The organism is Chryseobacterium sp. RU33C (assembly GCF_900156015.1).
Classification (GTDB): domain Bacteria; phylum Bacteroidota; class Bacteroidia; order Flavobacteriales; family Weeksellaceae; genus Chryseobacterium; species Chryseobacterium candidae.
The window spans coordinates 68,078-85,417 of the sequence record NZ_FTMT01000009.1 but is presented as its reverse complement, the minus strand read 5'-3'; the positions used below and the strand labels follow the sequence as shown (position 1 = coordinate 85,417).

Annotated in this window: 18 protein-coding genes; 4 read left to right on the top strand and 14 right to left on the bottom strand. The window is 35.1% G+C overall.

Going from position 1 to position 17,340, the window contains the following annotated elements:
- Nucleotides 1-99: 99 nt before the first annotated feature.
- The 8 genes from BW946_RS09650 to BW946_RS09615 all read right to left on the bottom strand — a co-directional run bounded on the left by BW946_RS09650 (nucleotide 100) and on the right by BW946_RS09615 (nucleotide 8,069).
- A complete protein-coding gene (locus BW946_RS09650) occupies nucleotides 100-735 on the bottom strand; it encodes a carbonic anhydrase (RefSeq protein WP_076595977.1) in 636 nt (211 codons plus the stop codon).
- A gap of 51 nt (nucleotides 736-786) precedes the next feature.
- Nucleotides 787-2,379 (bottom strand): SulP family inorganic anion transporter, encoded by a 1,593-nt coding sequence (locus BW946_RS09645; protein WP_076595976.1) that lies wholly within the window; start codon nucleotides 2,377-2,379, stop codon nucleotides 787-789.
- 143 nt (nucleotides 2,380-2,522) lie between these two features.
- A complete protein-coding gene (locus BW946_RS09640; protein ID WP_076595975.1) occupies nucleotides 2,523-2,822 on the bottom strand; it encodes a hypothetical protein in 300 nt (99 codons plus the stop codon).
- 21 nt (nucleotides 2,823-2,843) lie between these two features.
- Nucleotides 2,844-3,512: a carbonic anhydrase gene (locus BW946_RS09635; protein WP_076595974.1), complete on the bottom strand. Its 669-nt coding sequence runs from the start codon at nucleotides 3,510-3,512 to the stop codon at nucleotides 2,844-2,846.
- 324 nt (nucleotides 3,513-3,836) lie between these two features.
- A complete protein-coding gene (locus tag BW946_RS09630) occupies nucleotides 3,837-5,330 on the bottom strand; it encodes a phosphoethanolamine transferase (RefSeq protein WP_076595973.1) in 1,494 nt (497 codons plus the stop codon).
- Nucleotides 5,331-5,836: 506 nt separating this feature from the next.
- On the bottom strand, nucleotides 5,837-6,391 hold the full coding sequence (locus BW946_RS09625) for a serine acetyltransferase (protein ID WP_076595972.1): 555 nt from the start codon (nucleotides 6,389-6,391) through the stop codon (nucleotides 5,837-5,839).
- Nucleotides 6,392-6,402: 11 nt separating this feature from the next.
- On the bottom strand, nucleotides 6,403-7,551 hold the full coding sequence (locus tag BW946_RS09620; RefSeq protein ID WP_076595971.1) for a glycosyltransferase: 1,149 nt from the start codon (nucleotides 7,549-7,551) through the stop codon (nucleotides 6,403-6,405).
- 41 nt (nucleotides 7,552-7,592) lie between these two features.
- Nucleotides 7,593-8,069, bottom strand: coding sequence for an acyltransferase (locus tag BW946_RS09615; protein ID WP_228402518.1), 477 nt, complete (start codon nucleotides 8,067-8,069; stop codon nucleotides 7,593-7,595).
- 146 nt (nucleotides 8,070-8,215) lie between these two features.
- On the opposite strand from BW946_RS09615, the gene BW946_RS09610 reads away from it, so the two are divergent.
- Genes BW946_RS09610 through BW946_RS09600 form a run of 3 tightly spaced genes read left to right on the top strand, consistent with a single transcriptional unit; the run spans nucleotide 8,216 to nucleotide 10,206 of the window.
- Nucleotides 8,216-9,187: a 3-oxoacyl-ACP synthase III family protein gene (locus BW946_RS09610; RefSeq protein WP_076595970.1), complete on the top strand. Its 972-nt coding sequence runs from the start codon at nucleotides 8,216-8,218 to the stop codon at nucleotides 9,185-9,187.
- 27 nt (nucleotides 9,188-9,214) lie between these two features.
- Nucleotides 9,215-9,448 (top strand): phosphopantetheine-binding protein, encoded by a 234-nt coding sequence (locus tag BW946_RS09605; protein WP_047380387.1) that lies wholly within the window; start codon nucleotides 9,215-9,217, stop codon nucleotides 9,446-9,448.
- On the top strand, nucleotides 9,448-10,206 hold the full coding sequence (locus tag BW946_RS09600) for an SDR family NAD(P)-dependent oxidoreductase (protein ID WP_076595969.1): 759 nt from the start codon (nucleotides 9,448-9,450) through the stop codon (nucleotides 10,204-10,206). Before BW946_RS09605 ends, BW946_RS09600 begins: the two co-directional genes overlap by 1 nt.
- 1 nt (nucleotide 10,207) lies before the next feature.
- Here BW946_RS09600 and BW946_RS09595 read toward each other — a convergent pair whose 3' ends face one another.
- Genes BW946_RS09595 through BW946_RS09585 form a run of 3 tightly spaced genes read right to left on the bottom strand, consistent with a single transcriptional unit; the run spans nucleotide 10,208 to nucleotide 12,743 of the window.
- The gene (locus BW946_RS09595) at nucleotides 10,208-11,362 is read right to left on the bottom strand and encodes a glycosyltransferase (protein ID WP_076595968.1); all 1,155 of its coding nucleotides are present in this window, start codon (nucleotides 11,360-11,362) and stop codon (nucleotides 10,208-10,210) included.
- Nucleotides 11,362-12,201, bottom strand: a complete 840-nt coding sequence (locus BW946_RS09590) for a glycosyltransferase family 2 protein (RefSeq protein ID WP_076595967.1) — start codon at nucleotides 12,199-12,201, stop codon at nucleotides 11,362-11,364. Before BW946_RS09590 ends, BW946_RS09595 begins: the two co-directional genes overlap by 1 nt.
- Complete coding sequence (locus tag BW946_RS09585; RefSeq protein ID WP_076595966.1) at nucleotides 12,198-12,743, bottom strand: acyltransferase; 546 nt, start codon at nucleotides 12,741-12,743, stop codon at nucleotides 12,198-12,200. Before BW946_RS09585 ends, BW946_RS09590 begins: the two co-directional genes overlap by 4 nt.
- Nucleotides 12,744-12,908: 165 nt before the next feature.
- On the opposite strand from BW946_RS09585, the gene BW946_RS09580 reads away from it, so the two are divergent.
- Nucleotides 12,909-13,943, top strand: a complete 1,035-nt coding sequence (locus BW946_RS09580) for an acyltransferase family protein (RefSeq protein WP_139325991.1) — start codon at nucleotides 12,909-12,911, stop codon at nucleotides 13,941-13,943.
- 48 nt (nucleotides 13,944-13,991) lie between these two features.
- Here the strand turns inward: BW946_RS09580 and BW946_RS09575 are convergent, their stop codons facing one another.
- The 3 genes from BW946_RS09575 to BW946_RS09565 form a co-directional block, all read right to left on the bottom strand.
- The gene (locus tag BW946_RS09575; RefSeq protein WP_076595964.1) at nucleotides 13,992-14,930 is read right to left on the bottom strand and encodes a glycosyltransferase family 2 protein; all 939 of its coding nucleotides are present in this window, start codon (nucleotides 14,928-14,930) and stop codon (nucleotides 13,992-13,994) included.
- 123 nt (nucleotides 14,931-15,053) lie between these two features.
- Complete coding sequence (locus BW946_RS09570) at nucleotides 15,054-15,722, bottom strand: NAD-dependent epimerase/dehydratase family protein (RefSeq protein ID WP_076595963.1); 669 nt, start codon at nucleotides 15,720-15,722, stop codon at nucleotides 15,054-15,056.
- A gap of 483 nt (nucleotides 15,723-16,205) precedes the next feature.
- Complete coding sequence (locus tag BW946_RS09565) at nucleotides 16,206-17,117, bottom strand: glycosyltransferase family 2 protein (protein ID WP_076595962.1); 912 nt, start codon at nucleotides 17,115-17,117, stop codon at nucleotides 16,206-16,208.
- Between the last annotated feature and the right edge of the window lie 223 nt (nucleotides 17,118-17,340).

Sequence of the window (17,340 nt, the reverse complement as noted above, 5' to 3'; positions counted from 1 at the left end):
TTACTTTGATAATGTATGTAAGATAATAAAAAATAAATGCCATCGGATTCCGATGGCATTTTTCTGTAAATTATAATTGAAATGTAAGAGTTTTACTTCTTATAACCAGGTTACTACACCTGTTTCCACGTCATAGTTTGCTCCCACGATTTTAATTTTACCCTCAGCTTCGAGATTTTTAAGTGTTGAGCTTTGCTTACGGATATCTTCAATCGCACTTTTTACATTTTGATGATTAAGCCTTTCAAGAAGCGAGCTGTTGTTAGATGAACGCTCTTCATTCTCTTCAATAATGTCATTGATAATAGGATTGAAGTGGTTGATAAGGTGGTTCAGGTTGTCCATTCCCATGCCTTCAATTTTTGCAGCATCAAGACCTCCTTTCAAAGCTCCGCACTTGGTGTGTCCTAAAACTACAATAAGTTTAGAACCTGCAACATTACAGCCAAATTCCATAGATCCCAGAATGTCCTGATTCACAAAGTTACCGGCAATTCTGATACTGAATACATCTCCCAATCCCTGGTCAAAGATAAGCTCTGCAGAGGTACGGCTGTCTATACAGCTTAAAACTACTGCAAAAGGCCACTGTCCCTCACGGGTTGCATTCACTTGTTCAAGAAGGTCTCTGTTTGCTTTAAGATTGTTTACAAATCTCTGGTTTCCTTCTTTTAAGAATTCCAATGCTTTCTCAGGAGTAATAGTAGATTGGGTTTCGTATGTATGTGCTTTCATATTTTTATTATTTTCGAATTTAAAGTTAAAAAAATTAATTAATTATTGGGATTACATGGCTCTTTTGTGAGTCACCAGAATATGGGAATCCTCACTTCTTTCGTAATCTCTGTATGAAGTTTTAAAGCCTATAAGCTCTACAGTAATGTCTTGTTCCTTTGCACGGATATTGGCGAAATCCTGAATCATTTCCAATACATCGGTTGCAATGTAGGAAGTGCTCCTTGCATCAATGATCACTGTAGAGTTTGGTTTTATGTTTTTAAGTGTTTTTTTGATGGCTGCCTTATTTAAAAATGATACTTCTTCAGCAAGCTTGATATTGATTCCATCAGCATCATCCAACCTTTCTCTGCTTAAATAATAAGCTCTTTTCATATTTCCCTGAAGAATATAGAAAACGGAGATGGCAAGACCAATTCCTACTCCTTTTAACAGGTCTGTTGCCACTACAGCTACAACGGTTGCCACAAACGGAATAAACTGATATTTTCCTAAGTGCCAGAAATGTTTGAACGTAGCCGGCTTTGCCAGTTTATATCCTACTAAAATTAATACCGCAGCCAGTGTAGCTAATGGAATTAGATTTAAAACAACAGGAATAGAAAGTACGCAAATCAATAAGAATACACCATGAATAATAGTTGACATTTTAGAGGTTGCTCCCGCATTGGCATTCGCAGAACTTCTTACCACAACGGAAGTCATTGGAAGTCCGCCAATAAAAGAACTGATAAGGTTTCCGATTCCTTGGGCCTTAAGCTCAAGATTGGTATCTGTAATTCTTCTTTGTCTGTCCAGCCGGTCGGAAGCTTCAATACAAAGTAAAGTCTCAATAGATGCCACAATAGCAATTGTTGCTCCTACGATCCATACCTTTGGATTCGTGAAACCATTAAAGTCCGGAGTGGTGATCAGATTTTTAAAATCATCAAAAGACTGTGGAACCGGTAAAGAAACCAAATGCTGGGTTTCGATAGCCAGAGAACTTCCGGACATCTTAAAGAGCTGATTTAAAAGAATACTTGCAATTACAGCAACCAATGCTCCCGGAAGCATTTTCATCCTTTTCAGTACGTGGATTTTGTCCCATGCAATAAGGATTGCTACAGAAATTAAAGTAATAACAATGGCACCTGCATGGATCGCTCCAAATAATTCTGTAAAATAGCCGAAATTCAGGCCATTGTCAAAAATAGATTCATGACCTTCATAATCTTTGTCGAATCCTAATGCATGCGGAATCTGTTTTAAAATAATAATGATTCCTATGGCAGCAAGCATTCCTTCAATGACGTTATTCGGGAAATAGTTGGAAATACTTCCAGCTCTTACAAACCCTAAAATCAATTGAATAAGTCCTGCAATAATCCCTGCACAAAGAAAAAGTTCAAATGCGCCAAGATCTGTTATTGCTGTTAAAACGATAGCTGTCAGACCTGCAGCAGGCCCGGAAACTGAAATATTTGAATTACTGATTGTTCCTACTACCAGGCCGCCTACGATACCGGCAATAATACCGGATAATGGTGGCGCACCTGATGCTAAAGCAATTCCTAAACACAACGGAAGTGCTACTAAAAATACCACGAGTCCTGAAGGAAAATTTTCCTTGATTCCTCCTATTAATGATGTCTTTTTCATAATGTGAAGCTGTAAGGGATAACCGGCTTATCTGTTTTTTAATAAGTCAGTTATAAAAAGGTGAAAAAAAATTTTAAAGTACGTGTGTATCCTATATCACAAAATGATATGGAAATGGTATCAAAAAAATCTAACTATAGGAGTTACGCTTCCGGAGGAGGAGAAAATATGGTAAGTAATGGGGAAAGATGAAAAGAATCATCAATCAGAACAAAAGACATGCCCTGAACATCTGGTTCTGAAAACTTAAGATAATCAAATACATCTAAAGGTTTCGGAATGGTCTTTTCGTAAACAATGAATGAGGAGGGGTGAGAATGAGGTTCTTCTTCGTTGATTATTACATTCGTTCTTGCAATATCCCAGCCTGCAACTGCAGCAATGCCCGGCAGCGCTGTAAAATTCAGAAAAAACGTTAATACAATAATACTCCAGAATTTCATTTTATCTTCTTTTTAGAAAAACTATTTAGTCTTTCTGCTCATCACCCAATCCGAACTTGTAAGATTATAGATCTTTTGGATATCTTTTAAGATTTTCTCAAAATCAATCTCCAGATCAATGATTTTACCTGTTCTAAGGTCGAATACCCAACCGTGTACAATAGGATACTCTTCTAAAATGTATCTTTCCTGCACGCAGGCCATTTTAATTACGTTGATGCACTGCTCCTGAACATTAAGTTCTACAAGTCTGTCATAACGCTTGTTTTCGTCCTGAATAGAATCCAGTTCCGCCTGATGTAATCTGTAAACATCACGGATGGTTCTCAGCCATGGATTTAATAACCCCATATCCTGAGGAGTCATTGCTGCTTTTACACCTCCACAATTATAATGTCCGCAGACAATAATGTGTTTTACTTTCAGATGTTCTACAGCGTATTGAATAACTGCTGTGGAACTCATATCCAAAGTATTAACAACATTGGCGATGTTTCTGTAAACAAATACTTCTCCAGGCTTTGCACCCATCAACTCTTCTGCGGTAGCTCTGCTATCCGAACATCCGATGTACAGATAATCCGGATGCTGAGTCTTAGCAAGTTCATGGAAGAAGTTGGGATCTTCAGCTATTTTGGACTCTACCCACTTTTTGTTGTTTTCGAAAATAACCTGGTACGATTGTGACATAATTTTAAGATTATATAATTATTTATTTCGTTTAAATTATTTCCAAAATCAATAGACCAAATCAATAATTATACAAAAATATACTTTTTGCTAAATAATTGAACACTTTTAACAAAGTTTAATATTAAAATATGCTTAAAATCATATCTGATATTCCAATATGCTTTGCAGTTTGTGATCTATGGGGAAATCAAACGTTTAAAAAACACTAGATAAAATTACGAAGTATAAATCAGAATTTGTTATTTGTGAATTAAAATATTCGTAATTTTTTTGATGAAAAAAGCAAAACTATCGAAATCGCTTGATTACAAAGAGTTTTTATTATTCCGGAAGCTGATTATATTCCATACTTCTCATATTCAGGTTTAAGTATTTATTCCCTTCATTTTTATAATGCTGAGGAGCTTCAAGACCCATATATTTCATGATCAGAGGATAAATATAAGTGGTTTGGGTCTGTTTTGTTTCGTGCCCTGTAATTCTATAGTTTGCAGGTACTTTATCTCCAAACCAAACAAAAAATGGTACCTGGGTAGATTCTTTAGAGTCTATATGCAATAATTTGTCACCCTGTATTTTAAGACCATGATCTGAAGCATAGATTATTACAGAGTTGGTGTTTTTCAGGGTACTGAAAATATTTTTGAAAACATAATCTGTATATTTTATAGAGCTGTCATAGCAATTCAGATCACCCGAATTCCAGTTAGGAGGAAGTCTGTTACACGGATTTGGATGGCTTCCCATTATGTGAAGAACTATAAATTTATCTTCCTTCTTCTGAATCACTTTTTTAAGCTCAGGAACAATTGCTTCATCATAGCCATTCACCCATTTTTTGTTTTTAGACATGGAAGCGATGGCTGTAATTCCTCTTGCACTTGCCTGTGTACTCAGCCAGAAAGAATTGTATCCGCTTTGATTCGCCATGTTGATGATATTATAGGATAGTTTGTCATAACGATATCTGAATTCATCCGGGTGGATACTGGATAGCATCAGTGGAACACTCAGGTTGGTAATGCCTGCTGGAGAAATGGCATGATCAAAAATCATCATATTACCGGCTTGTTCATCCGTATAAGGAGTTGTTTTTTTGTTATAACCGTATAATGACATGTTTTGTTTTCTTTCAGATTCTCCAATAATGAGAATGACGTTTTCTATTCCAGGCTGTATTTTTTTGATATTGAAGACCGGAACGTTCTTTTTTATTTCGTTAATGTCTCTCTGTATATTCAAAGCAGTATTGAAATCCGATAAATGATAGTATACATTCTTAATCATCTTACCACCTCCTTTATTGCTTACATATTTGTGTTTAAGATGATATCCAAAGGGCAGAATAAGCCACAGTAAAGCAATAATGATAAATTTAGCATCAAACCTGACTACATTTTTTTTAAGGTAAATCACAGAGTACAGTACCATTCCAAGGAAAATGAAGAACAAAATGCCTGGAAGAATAAACATATAAGACATACTCATTGCCTCATCAGGATTAGACTCAAGAATACTGATGGCCATTCCTACATTAAATCCGGAATGATAGATAAGAAAACAGGAAACTGATATCAGAAAGTTAATACTTAATAACATACAGAGAATAACAGAAATTATGGACGTATATTTATTCTTAAAAAGAAGTGCATTGAATACAAGAAACGAAGAAAACATAATTCCATATTCAAAAATATTCCGGATACTGTCCAGTTTTTCGGCTTCGAAAAGATTATCGAATATATAAGGAAATGATACCAAAAAACCTGTAAGGTATAATATAATAAGTAGAATGGGAACTATTTTTTTTAACATGGTTGTGTATTTCTGTGCTGTTGAGACCAATTTTATATCATCTTCCTCAAACGTTTCCAGATGTGAGTGTGTTGAATATCAGGGTTGTGTATTGTACAAAAATGAATTAGTGTCAGATAATAATTCTTAAATTTTGCAGATATTATATCAACTCAAAAAAGGAACTTTTGAAAATAAGTAGTTTCAGTTTATAGCGGTATGTTGTTTTTACGCTTTATAGAGTTGATTGCATGAGTAGGGATAAGGATGTTGGGTTTTCTGTTTTTTTTCATCAAAAAATTACTTTTTTATTAATAATTAAGTTGGAGTTGTGTTTTTACTGTCAAGCGATTTTTTTAGACAATTTGTATTGCATGATTGGCATTATCCTGATAGTAAAATGTGCTATTATGGATACAATCAGATGATTATGATGTTATCTTCTTAATCATATAATACACTTTTTCAAATGTACATGAAATTACCGATAAATACAAGTAGAATTTTTACTATAACTATTGGGTTTACTACACTTTACGGTTGATGTAATCCTTTGTTGCATCCGGTGTGTGGATAATTTTTGCCGGATTTCCTATGACAACAGAATCGGAGGGAACATCAAAGTTGACATAAGAATTAGGAACAATCAACACATTATTTCCAATGGTGATTCCTCCTACAATAACTGCATTGGTGCCTATCCATACTTCGTCGCCAATAACCGGATATCCTTCATTTTTTCCACGGTTTTGCTGCCCTATAGTCACTCCATGTGCAATATTGCAATTTTTCCCGATAACTGTTTTGGGATTGATGACAAGGCTTCCAAAATGTCCCAAATAAAAACCTTCGCCAATCTGAGTTTCAGGATAAATCTGAAATCCGTATTTGATCTGGTAATGTCTCAGTACAACCCTCCAGAAAGTATTTAAAATAGATGTCTTCTGATACTTCTGAGACATTCTCAGAATGTACACAAAATGAAGATTGGGATGAATACATTTTTTCCAGATCTGAAATGTAGAAAGCCACTTTCCGCTTTCCCGGTAAAAGTCTTTTTGAATGATTGAATAATCAGCCATTATAAATATTTTTATACTTCGTCAATTATTTTCTGAAGATGTTCTACAGATTTTTCCAAAACAAACGGAAGTTCAGTTTCTGAGATCTGTTTTTTGTATTCTTCAGTGATATTTTTATCCGTAAGAAACTTTTTCATTCCTTCATAAATCCCCTCTTCGGAATTTGTAGTGATATTCCCGAGTTTGCCATCCTGCAGAAGATCCCTGATTCCTGAAATATCTGTTGCAGAAATAGGCTTATTGAGAATCAGTGCTTCGGCAATAATGGTAGGAAATCCTTCATGTCTTGAAGACATAATATAGAAATCCGCCTTTTTCATATAAGGGTAGGGATTACTGCTGAAACCAAGCATTTTTGCAGTGTCCTGAAGACCGAGCTTATTGAGCTGATCCTGAATATTGTTAAAATCATACCCATCGCCAATGATCAAAAGATGATGCTTTAACCCTTCATCAACAAGCTTTTTATGTACATTAAGCAATCTGTCGTATCCTTTCTGAGGGTATACGGTTCCTACCGTTACAAAAGTTGGAAGGTCATTGCTGAAGGGATAATCATTCACGTCAATATCCGCTTTTCTTAATGTATCATTTTTGTCAATCGGATTGAAGATCTTAATAACGGATGCTTTTTCAGCTTCATTTTTAGCCAAATTATGCATTCCTTCCTGAAGTTTGTTGGAAATTACCAGAATTCTGTCAAACCTGAAAAACTGTCTGATTACTTCCGGTGTGTATTCTTTTACATTGAAAATATCATTCTGTACCCAGATAATTTTTTTTGAATCTTTTTGCGGGCTGGAGAGTATTTCCCGATGCATCGCATGGATGGCTGCAATCTCTACATCGTATTTTTTATTCTTTAAAACAAATTTATAAAGAAGGGAAGGGAACCAAAGAAACATTTTCTGATAAAGAACCCTGTAGGCTTTCACAGGAATATCCTGCAGCCTGTTGGTGGTAATCATTTCTCCTTTTGTCAAATAGTACAGGGTCACCCATGACGGAACCTCTTTAATGTATAATCCTGAATAGAGATTTACCAGAAGATCAACTTCATACTTATCAGCAGGCAGATTCTTCAGAAAGTTGATTAACACTTTCTCAGCACCACCATGACGTAATGAACCTATACGAATGAGGAGTTTTTTCTTTTTCAATTTGTTTTTTTCTTTTTTATAATTTTTTTACAAGATTAAATTTATTTAATTTTTCTTGCTTTTTTATACTTGTGAGGAAGATTTTCTTTGATATAGGCATCCAGTTTCTTTCTGTCTTTTTCCAGTTCACGGGGATATTCCGGATTATTTTTAAGAACAATATCACCATAATCTTCAATGGTACACAAGAATTGAGCAGGGTTTCCTATAAAGACGGTATTATCCGGCATAGACTGTGACAACACAGAGTTCGCTCCTAAAATACAGTTGTTTCCAATCTGAACATCCTGCATAATCACACAATTAAGCCCGATGGTGCAGTTGTTTCCGATTTTTATTCTTCCCAGTATTCTTGCATCTTCATAGCCCGGAAGTTTTCTGAGCAGAGTAGTCGTTCCGCCATGGTTTACAAACCTTACATCTCCGGCAATGTTTACATTATCACCAATTTCGATAAGGTAAGGTTCAGTTCCGAAATACACTTTATCAGGCATATTAAAGTTTTTTCCTACCTTCATACCTCTGTATTTTGCCACTTCAAGGCTGCCCCTGTTCAAAAAAGTATGATAGAGGGAGTCTATTTTTAATAGGATTCTGAATATAAAAATCATCACAAGTGTAAATTTGTTTTCGTTACTTTTGCAAAGAAAGAGAAATTATTAATATGATGAAAATTTCAAAAATAGAATATTACCTGCCTCAGCAGGTGTTAACTAACGAGGATCTTGAAAAGCAGTTCCCTGAATGGAGCTCCGAACGTATTCAGGAGAAAGTAGGTATTTCCCAACGCCATATTTCTTCTGACAGCGAAACCGTACTGGATATGGCTGTACAATCTTCAGAAAAAATTTTCGAAAACTATGACAGAAACAAAGTAGATTTTATTTTGTTCTGTACCCAAAGTCCGGAGTATTTTCTTCCTACAACGGCCTGTATTTTGCAGGACAGATTGGGGCTTAGAAAAAATATCGGAGCTATAGATTTTAACCTTGGCTGTTCAGGATTTGTTTATGGATTAGCCTTTGCAAAAGGGCTGATTGCCGGTGGAATTGCAAAGAGTATTCTTCTGGTAACTTCAGAAACATACACCAAACATATTCATCCCGATGATAAAGGCAACCGAAGTATATTCGGAGATGCCTCTGCCTCTGCTATTATTGAAAAAGCTGAAGGTAATGATTATCAGTTCTGTCTGGGAACAGACGGAAGCGGTGCGGAAAATCTTATGGTGAAAAAAGGAGCATTTAAAAAAGACTTTGAACTGAATCCTGAACACGAATTCGGCCCTGAGAATATTTATATGAATGGTCCTGAAATTTTTAATTTTACAATTGAAAATATTCCGGGACTGGTAAAAGAAACATTGGAAGTGAACGGAATGACAATGGATGATATTGACCATTTTGTTTTTCATCAGGCCAATTCTTTTATGCTGAATTATTTAAGAAAGAAAACAAAAATACCGGCAGAAAAGTTTTATATTGACATGGAAAAAACCGGTAATACCGTTTCTGCAACAATTCCTATTGCTCTTAAAAATATGATGGATAAAGGAATGCTGAAAGAAGGAGATAAGGTTTTAATGGCAGGATTTGGAGTTGGATATTCATGGGGTGCCACTATTATGGAAATTTAAAATAACAAACATTTAAAATTATAAAATATGAAAACATCCGTTTTTTTAGAAAAACTACAGGAGGAACTGGAAGAAGATGAAACATTGACTACTGAAACGAACCTGAAATCTTTAGAAAGCTACGATTCTATAAGCTTACTTTCTGTTATTGCGTTTGTAGACGAAAATTTCAGCAAGAAAATTGATACCAAGCATTTTAAAGATATTGAAACCGTTTCAGATCTGATGAATGTTATAGGAAAAGAAAATTTTGAAGATTAATGGATGCTTTCTCATTAAAAAATAAAATTATTCTCATTACAGGCGCTTCTTCCGGCATTGGGAGAAGCTGTTCTGTAGAATGCAGCAATAGCGGTGCAGATCTTATTCTTGTAGGAAGAAATCAGGAAGAACTTATGAAAACCGTTTCTATGCTCAATCCTGAAACAAAAGTTGAAACCATCACTGAAGATATTACCCAATCTGAAAACCTTGAAGCAGTTATTGCGGATAAAGTTTCAATTTTAGGTAAAATATCGGGATTTATTCATTGTGCCGGTATCGAAAAAACATTACCATTAAAAAAGCACAATCCTCAGCTGTATCAGGACATATTTGCTGTTAATGTCATTGCGGGACTTGAAATCGCTAAAATTTTATCTTTAAAAAAATATAAAGATGAAAACTCCAGTTTCGTATTTATCTCTTCTGTTGCGGGAATGATAGGAGAGGCCGGAAAAGCGGCTTATTCTGCCAGTAAAGGAGCTGTAATCTCCGGAGCACGTTCTTTGGCTATGGAACTTTCAAGAAGTAATATTCGTGTCAACAGCATAAGCCCGGCGATGGTAAACACTCCGATTTTAGAGAAGATGTTTGAAAATATCGGCGAGGAAGCTTCATCAGAAATCATAAAAAAGCATCCGCTGGGAATAGGTGAACCTAAAGATGTAGCGAATGCCTGTATTTTTTTACTGTCCGATGCCTCAAGATGGGTCACAGGCACCAACCTGGTGATAGACGGAGGATATTCTGCACAGTAACTTACTTTTTGTGTAAAGTTTCTATAATATGTTCTATGCTGTCAAATATTTTCTTATTATCAAACTGACTTTCAATTGTTTTAAGGTTCTCTCTGATGTGGAGAACAAGGCCAGGATCGGTAAGGAATGTTTTCATCGCTGAATACATTTCATCAATTTCATAATTGATGAGGTATCCTGTTTCACGGTCCCTGATCATCAATCCTACATCTCCTACTTCTGTTGCAATAATAGGTTTCTGAAGAATTAAAGCTTCAGCAATGACCAATGGCCATGCTTCAGATTCTGAAGGAAGAACAAAATAATCCGCTTTTTTGATGTAAGGATAAGGGTTCATTTGATTTCCGGCCAGAATAAATGTTTTTTCAACATTATTTTTGGCTGCCTGTGCCTTGAGGTTGTTCATTTCATCACCGTCACCAATAACAATGATGCTGTGATGAAACCCTTCATCTATAAGCTTTTTATGAGCGTCAATAAGCTTATGATATCCTTTTCTTGAATGAAGTCTTCCAATAGACGCAAAAACAGGTCCTTCAGGGAAATTTTCAAGGTTTTCTTCTGCCTTACGTTTAATTTCATCAATAGGGATAGGATTAATGATAACGCTTTCAGCCGGATAATTAAGATTAGGGTAATGCTGATGCATCATATCTTTTATCTTGTGGGAACAGTATACCATATGGTCAAATTGCGGAAAGCTCTTTAGAATGTTCGGCACTAAAGGCTGAAATTTCGGTACATTAATTTCAGAGTGAAACCATCCTATTTTTTTTGAATTCTTATTGGTTGAATTCAGAATGGCATCATAGTCCCTGTAATCCATCCCGATTTCAATATCAAAAGTATCATTGATAAGACGGTCTGCGATGGCAGGGATATTTTTCAGTTTTCTCAGCTTTATTCTTCTTTTAACGAGCTGAAGTTTCTGTAAAAGAGAATTGCTGGAAAAATCTTCTTTTCCATCAGTAAGGTATACTTTTCTGATATGCTTCGGAAGTTCATCACGCAGTTTTCCCTGGTTGAGGGTAAGGCATACCGTCATTTCAAATTTGTCAGGATCAAGGTTGTTGAGCAGTCCCAGTAATACTTTTTCTACGCCTCCCATTTCCATGGAGCGGTGCCTGAACAAAATTTTTATTTTTTTTTCTAACATTATCCGAAGATTGATTGTAATGTAATTTTTATCTTTTTCTTGATTCGGAAAGGCAATTGATGCTGATACTGCAGCAGCGCGAATATTTCATCTGAATCTGTATACTTTTCAGGAACTTTTTTCCCATTGATGGTACTAAGCCCTCTGCGCTTCATGGTGTTGAAAATCACCTGAGCAAAATATTCATGGGATTTCTTTTTATTGTCATTCTGAGAAATGCCGCCCTGATGGGTTCGGTAAAGATAGTTCGTTTCATTAATAAAATGAACATTCCCTTTTTCATACATTTTAAGGTATAAATCCTGATCTTCCCCTATTTTTAAATTAGGGTTCATTTTTTCTGTTTGCTCATACACTGCTTTTCTGAAGCTTACAAAATGAGCAATCTGAATCGGGAAATTAAAAAAACAGGGATCTCCATTCGGCACCTGCATAGCTGATCTGAACGGAGCTATAGGCTTCAGATTCTGATCACACGTCATAAACCTTGAGTAGGTAAGGACTGTGTTTTTTCTAGTCTGAAAAATCTCCATACATTTTTGAACAGCGGTAGGAGAGATGGCGTCATCAGGATCCAGAAAGCCACAGATTTCCCCTTCGGCCAGTTCAATCAGCTTGCTTTTTGTAACTCCTACACCGGAGTTTTTTTCATTTTCAAAAAACCTGAATCTTTTGTCCTTTGAAATCATTTCCTGTATTATTTTCTTCTCGTTGTCAGAAGAGGCATCGTCTAAAATTACAGCTTCCCAGTTTGTATAAGTCTGCTGAAGAATACTTTCAAAACAGTCTTTAAAAAAAACAGCGTTGTTGTAATGGGCAATAAGGATAGAAAACTTCATGACCGTTCTTTGAATATTAAATCCTGATGGTTGATAACTGTGGTATTGGACGGAATATCTTTATGAATCACACATCCAGCTCCGATGATACAGTTGTCCCCAATAGTAACACCTTTTAAGACGGTCACATTACTTCCAAGCCAGCAGTTATTTCCTATTTTGATGGGAGCCGTAGTAAACTCAGATGAAAGCAGCCTAAATTCCGGCTGAGTCTGGTAAGCATGGTTGTGGTCATACAGCTTTACCCCTTCTCCGAACAACGTATTGTTTCCTATTGAAATCCTGTCAAGACAATTGATTGAGCAAAAATTATTCATGAAAAAATGATCTCCAATTTCTAAAATAGCATTCTGCTGCACAAGAATATGTACATAATTTCTGAAACTCAAAGAATTCCCAAGCGTAACATTTTTTAAATTTTCGTGCAGAATAAAATGATTGCTGATCCCAAGCCTTATTCCCTTAAAAGAAACATTAGGGTGTTTTTTGAGACGAGAAATCTGGCTTTTTCGTTGAATTTTTGCTAAAATTTCATCAAGCATACTTAAATTTATTTTCACATTTGCAGTCTACAAATATAATTTGTTTTATATAATTATAATAATAAATCTTATTTTTGTGCCTTAAAATTAATACTTTATAAGAAATAAAACAGCCTTCAGAGTTGTAGTTGCTGTGTTTTGATAAAGTAAAGCATTCTGTGTTCTGTGAAAATAAGTCAGATTACATTTACCCGATTTGTTGCTGCAATGGCAATTGTTATTTCTCATTTCAATAAAGATCTGTTTTTATATAAGATAGATTACATTTCCAATCTTTTTTTGAGGGCCAATGTCGGTGTAAGCTATTTCTTTATCCTTTCAGGGTTTATTATGATTATTGCTTATCATAAGAAAGATAAAATTGATTGCCTGGAATTTTATAAAAACAGGTTTGCCAGGATCTATCCACTTTATATGCTTGGTCTTTTGCTCTATTTTATGACAAGATATGAGATGTTCGATTGGTGTAAGCTGATTCTATATGGATTGGGCATTCAGAGCTGGATACCCGGAGAAGCAATGATTCTGAATTTTCCGGGATGGTCGATTTCCGTAGAGTTCTTTTTCTATCTGCTTTTTCCGGTCTTGTATAATTATTTTTATGTCAGGAAAAACAAAATGATATGGGTATTTGCCATTGGTCTTTGGCTAATTACTCAGGTGTTTTCTAATCTTTACCCTGTGTATGGAGCTTATGAAGGGCCTCATACCAAAAGCCATGAGTTTCTGTATTATTTCCCTTTCTGGCATCTTAATGAATTCCTGATCGGAAATCTTGCAGGAATATATTTTGTGAAAAATTACAGGCAGAAAAATTATGATTACCACGTTATCGCAGTCTTTTTACTGATCCTTCTTTCCCTGATGTTTGTCCCGCTTTTCTATCATAATGGTTTGATGGCATTATTTTTTGTTCCTGCAATTTTTCTTATCTCTGCTAATAATGGCAGGGTTACAAGGTTCTTTTCATTGAAACCACTGGAATATCTGGGAGAAATAAGCTATGGTATATACATCACCCATATTCCTGTGCTTTATCTTGTAAGGGAGTTTTTAAAATGGAGGGATTACAGATTCAGTATTGATCTGGTATTTTTGATTTACATTCTCGTAATGCTATTGAGTTCCGCAATCTTTTATCAGTTGATAGAAAAGCCGATGCGCAATCTTTTAAGAAAGATTCATTTTGCAAAACACTAATATCCGGATGGATGTTTTTTAAACTACATGTTTAGTTTAAGAGTATAATCAGAACAGATCATTTCTGAAATTGATATTGTACAGTCCTGAGCGTATGCTTTTATAATCCGTAAACAGATACTTTGTGATCATTCCCCATTTTTTCAGAAGTGGAGCATTGGCTATCTGAAAACTTCTGTATACACGTTTGATGTGAAGTTTGATATCTTCAGGAATACTATTTTCATTTTCTGCCCAATGGTTCACTTCCTTCCATAATACAACCCGTGTAGAAGCCGGTTTTACTTCTCCTGAATCTACTTTGGTAATTCTGTTATTCTCATGAACACCTCTCACGGCTACGGCTTTGTCAAGAATTCCCGGATACAGATTCAGATAGTAGGAGAGTCTGAATAAGAATTCAGTGTCCTGGTGAAGCTTTAAATGGGTTTTGAAAAAGTACTCCATATGCTGTAAAGAACTTTTACGGATCGTCAGGGCATCAATACTGAAAAGTCCGAAAGTTCCCCTCATATTGAGCTGTCCCGGGAACACGTCTTTAGGAGGATGTTCTTTATACACTGTAGTGAGGCGGTCTCCAAAAACCTTATAATACTGTTCTTTTGCCTTTTCAGAATAATAATGAACCCCTATAGCACCATACACTCCATCTACTTCATGATTGATGAAAAGCTTTTTTTCTGCATCAAAACGGTTAGGAAGATAGTAGTCATCCGCATCAAGGAAAGCAATAAAATCTCCTTCTGCCTTTTCCATTCCTAAATTTCTGCTGGCACCTGCTCCGTGATTTCCTTTATCAGGATGCTGATAGAGCTTTACTCGGTCATATTTTTCAGCGAGCTCCCGGCAAACCTGCAGGGCTTTGTCCGGAGATTTGTCTTCTACCAGTACTACTTCATATACTTCTTCGAATTGAAGAGCAGACTCAACGGCTTGAGAAACATATTTTTCAGCGTTATAGACGGGAATGATGACTGAAATTTTCATTATATTATGCTTTAATTTTGTGTTTTAATATTTGCTTTTTCAATGGTAATAATTTTTATTTTGGAACTAAAAAATTACCTTTCTATACAGGATTCCTATAAGAAGAAATTATGTCTGTTTTTATTATAAATAGTATGAATATAGTTTTTTTAGATATTCATCTGGTGATATTCCTGAGAAAAATTCTTCAGTAAAACTGTTGAATTCTATTTTATAAAAAGAACCTTCTTCTATCACTTCATAATCTGCTTTCTTATCCAGATGGGTTTCCAGCTGTGATAAAATTTCAGGTAAGGAATACTGGTAAGGATAAGCCAGATTGATAATCTCATTATTGAAATCTTCTGAATATCGACAGATAAATGAAGCAATGTCATCTGTACCGATGAGTATCCGCCTTGCATTGTTGTGCAGCATAAGTTTATTCTCCGAAAGTATAGAGTTTTTCAGGAAATTAATCAGGGTGTTAGGATTGCCACCATGTCCTACTGCATTTCCTACCCTGAAGATAACGAAATGTTGGCAAAGTTCTGCGATCAGTTTTTCAATCGTTAATTTATGGATTACGTAAGGGCTTCCTGTTTTTGTGGGATCATAAATACTACAGGTTGAAAAATAGAAAAATTTTTTGTCAGGATTTTGACTTACAACGGATTTCAGTAGTGAGATCTCCCTCTCGAATTCGGAAGCTTCTTTTTCCAGGGAGTTGGAAACTCCTGATGCGAAGAAGATAACATCGTCTTTATCATAAAACTTTAAGGCATTTGCCAAAATTCCATTACCTATAATCATGTATTGTTTTCTAATTAGATTTTGTTTTATTAATTTAAAAACTTAAAAATGGCTTAAAATTTTTTAAAAGCCCAAGCTTGTTTCCCAGTTCTGCACATCTGGGATTTTTATGTGATCCGGCTTATTGAGAGCCTGTTTGTATCGTCTTTCCTTCATTTTGATATGGGCCACCCAATACCCAAACATATTTTTTCGGGGGTGCCTGTGGTAAAAGCGCATTATTGTGATACACGTATTCATTAGTCATAAGACTGACCCAACGTTTTTATATGCCATATCTTAGAACAGGTTGCGGAGTAAGGTACTTATCATAACGCACAAAATCTGAATAAACCAAACCAGGTTTTAGGTAATCCAAATGTGATTTTAATATTTTTAGTGTATATAGAGTAAGATAAGGTTGGGAATTTACACCGGATAATAACCTTTAAAAAAGTTGCTGTTATTATGACCTGTTACTAATATAAAAACTAAGGGAACTGTTTATAAAAAATTTTTTCCTTGAGTGATAGATTGTTTTTTGTTATTGAGAATCATTTTCCAGTCTAACGAATTACAGGTCTTGAGATTGCCGTAATGATTTTTAAGCGATCTTAATCTGAATGTTAGTAAAGATTTTATTATCAATTTATAAGAATGAATATATATTTCCCTTACCGATTGTGTATCGTTAAATGGGTCTGAAAACATCACAGTTAATTTTCTTTCATAAAGCAGGGCGGAATTGTCAAAGTATTTATTTTCCACTCTGTATTCTCTGTCGTGATATATAACGGATTGCGGAACAATACCTATTTTCAGACCATGATACAATACTCTTTGGCAATAATTGTCATCTTCTCCATAATGATATAATGATGGATTAAATCCTCCCACTTTTTCGATACATTTTCGTGTTAATAACCAGGCTGCGGCATTTACAAAAGGCAATTCGTACGGCGGAGCTAGTTTTTGTAAAAATATATCTGAGTATAATTTTTTACACTTCGAAGGAATGATGTAATTTGAAAAAGCAAAGTCCAGTTCTGAACCATTTCCGTTGAGGTGCACAGGACTTAATATGCCGAAATCCGGATTTAATTTTGCAGTTGAAATCAAACAGTCAATAGTATTGGGTTCTATATAGACGTCTTGGTTCATTAAAAAAACATAATCTGAACCTTGGTCATATGCTTTTTTAATCCCGATATTATTTGCCTGTCCAAAACCTAAATTGGAAGACAATTTAATAAGTTCCACCTGAGGAAAGCTTCGTTCAATCAGATGAAGGCTATCATCGGTAGAGGCATTATCAATAATAATGGTATCTTTAATTAATCCTGCCTGATCAATGGATGATAAACAACGGTCAATCCATTTTTCCGAATTATAGTTTACAATAATTATTTTAACCATTTTCAATCTTTAGTTTAATGAATATGTATTTTGGGGGATTTTATTTTTTAGAAAATTCATTAGATAATGATGCACGTAAAAAATGATAATAATTTTTAAGTACTTATTTTTAATGATCTTGCATATTAGATTTATTTAACGGGTATAAATGAGTTTTTAAGCTGAAAAATGACAAAAGTTTTATAGGTAAGCTGTTTAGCCCATGTCTTTGCGTATAAAAATC

Coding starts and splice junctions, on each gene's coding strand:
- BW946_RS09650 (WP_076595977.1), bottom strand. CDS start 735: ATGAAAGCACATACATACGAAACCCAATCTACTATTACTCCTGAGAAA.
- BW946_RS09645 (WP_076595976.1), bottom strand. CDS start 2,379: ATGAAAAAGACATCATTAATAGGAGGAATCAAGGAAAATTTTCCTTCA.
- BW946_RS09640 (WP_076595975.1), bottom strand. CDS start 2,822: ATGAAATTCTGGAGTATTATTGTATTAACGTTTTTTCTGAATTTTACA.
- BW946_RS09635 (WP_076595974.1), bottom strand. CDS start 3,512: ATGTCACAATCGTACCAGGTTATTTTCGAAAACAACAAAAAGTGGGTA.
- BW946_RS09630 (WP_076595973.1), bottom strand. CDS start 5,330: ATGTTAAAAAAAATAGTTCCCATTCTACTTATTATATTATACCTTACA.
- BW946_RS09625 (WP_076595972.1), bottom strand. CDS start 6,391: ATGGCTGATTATTCAATCATTCAAAAAGACTTTTACCGGGAAAGCGGA.
- BW946_RS09615 (WP_228402518.1), bottom strand. CDS start 8,069: ATGAAGGTAGGAAAAAACTTTAATATGCCTGATAAAGTGTATTTCGGA.
- BW946_RS09610 (WP_076595970.1), top strand. CDS start 8,216: ATGATGAAAATTTCAAAAATAGAATATTACCTGCCTCAGCAGGTGTTA.
- BW946_RS09605 (WP_047380387.1), top strand. CDS start 9,215: ATGAAAACATCCGTTTTTTTAGAAAAACTACAGGAGGAACTGGAAGAA.
- BW946_RS09600 (WP_076595969.1), top strand. CDS start 9,448: ATGGATGCTTTCTCATTAAAAAATAAAATTATTCTCATTACAGGCGCT.
- BW946_RS09595 (WP_076595968.1), bottom strand. CDS start 11,362: ATGTTAGAAAAAAAAATAAAAATTTTGTTCAGGCACCGCTCCATGGAA.
- BW946_RS09590 (WP_076595967.1), bottom strand. CDS start 12,201: ATGAAGTTTTCTATCCTTATTGCCCATTACAACAACGCTGTTTTTTTT.
- BW946_RS09585 (WP_076595966.1), bottom strand. CDS start 12,743: ATGCTTGATGAAATTTTAGCAAAAATTCAACGAAAAAGCCAGATTTCT.
- BW946_RS09575 (WP_076595964.1), bottom strand. CDS start 14,930: ATGAAAATTTCAGTCATCATTCCCGTCTATAACGCTGAAAAATATGTT.
- BW946_RS09570 (WP_076595963.1), bottom strand. CDS start 15,722: ATGATTATAGGTAATGGAATTTTGGCAAATGCCTTAAAGTTTTATGAT.
- BW946_RS09565 (WP_076595962.1), bottom strand. CDS start 17,117: ATGGTTAAAATAATTATTGTAAACTATAATTCGGAAAAATGGATTGAC.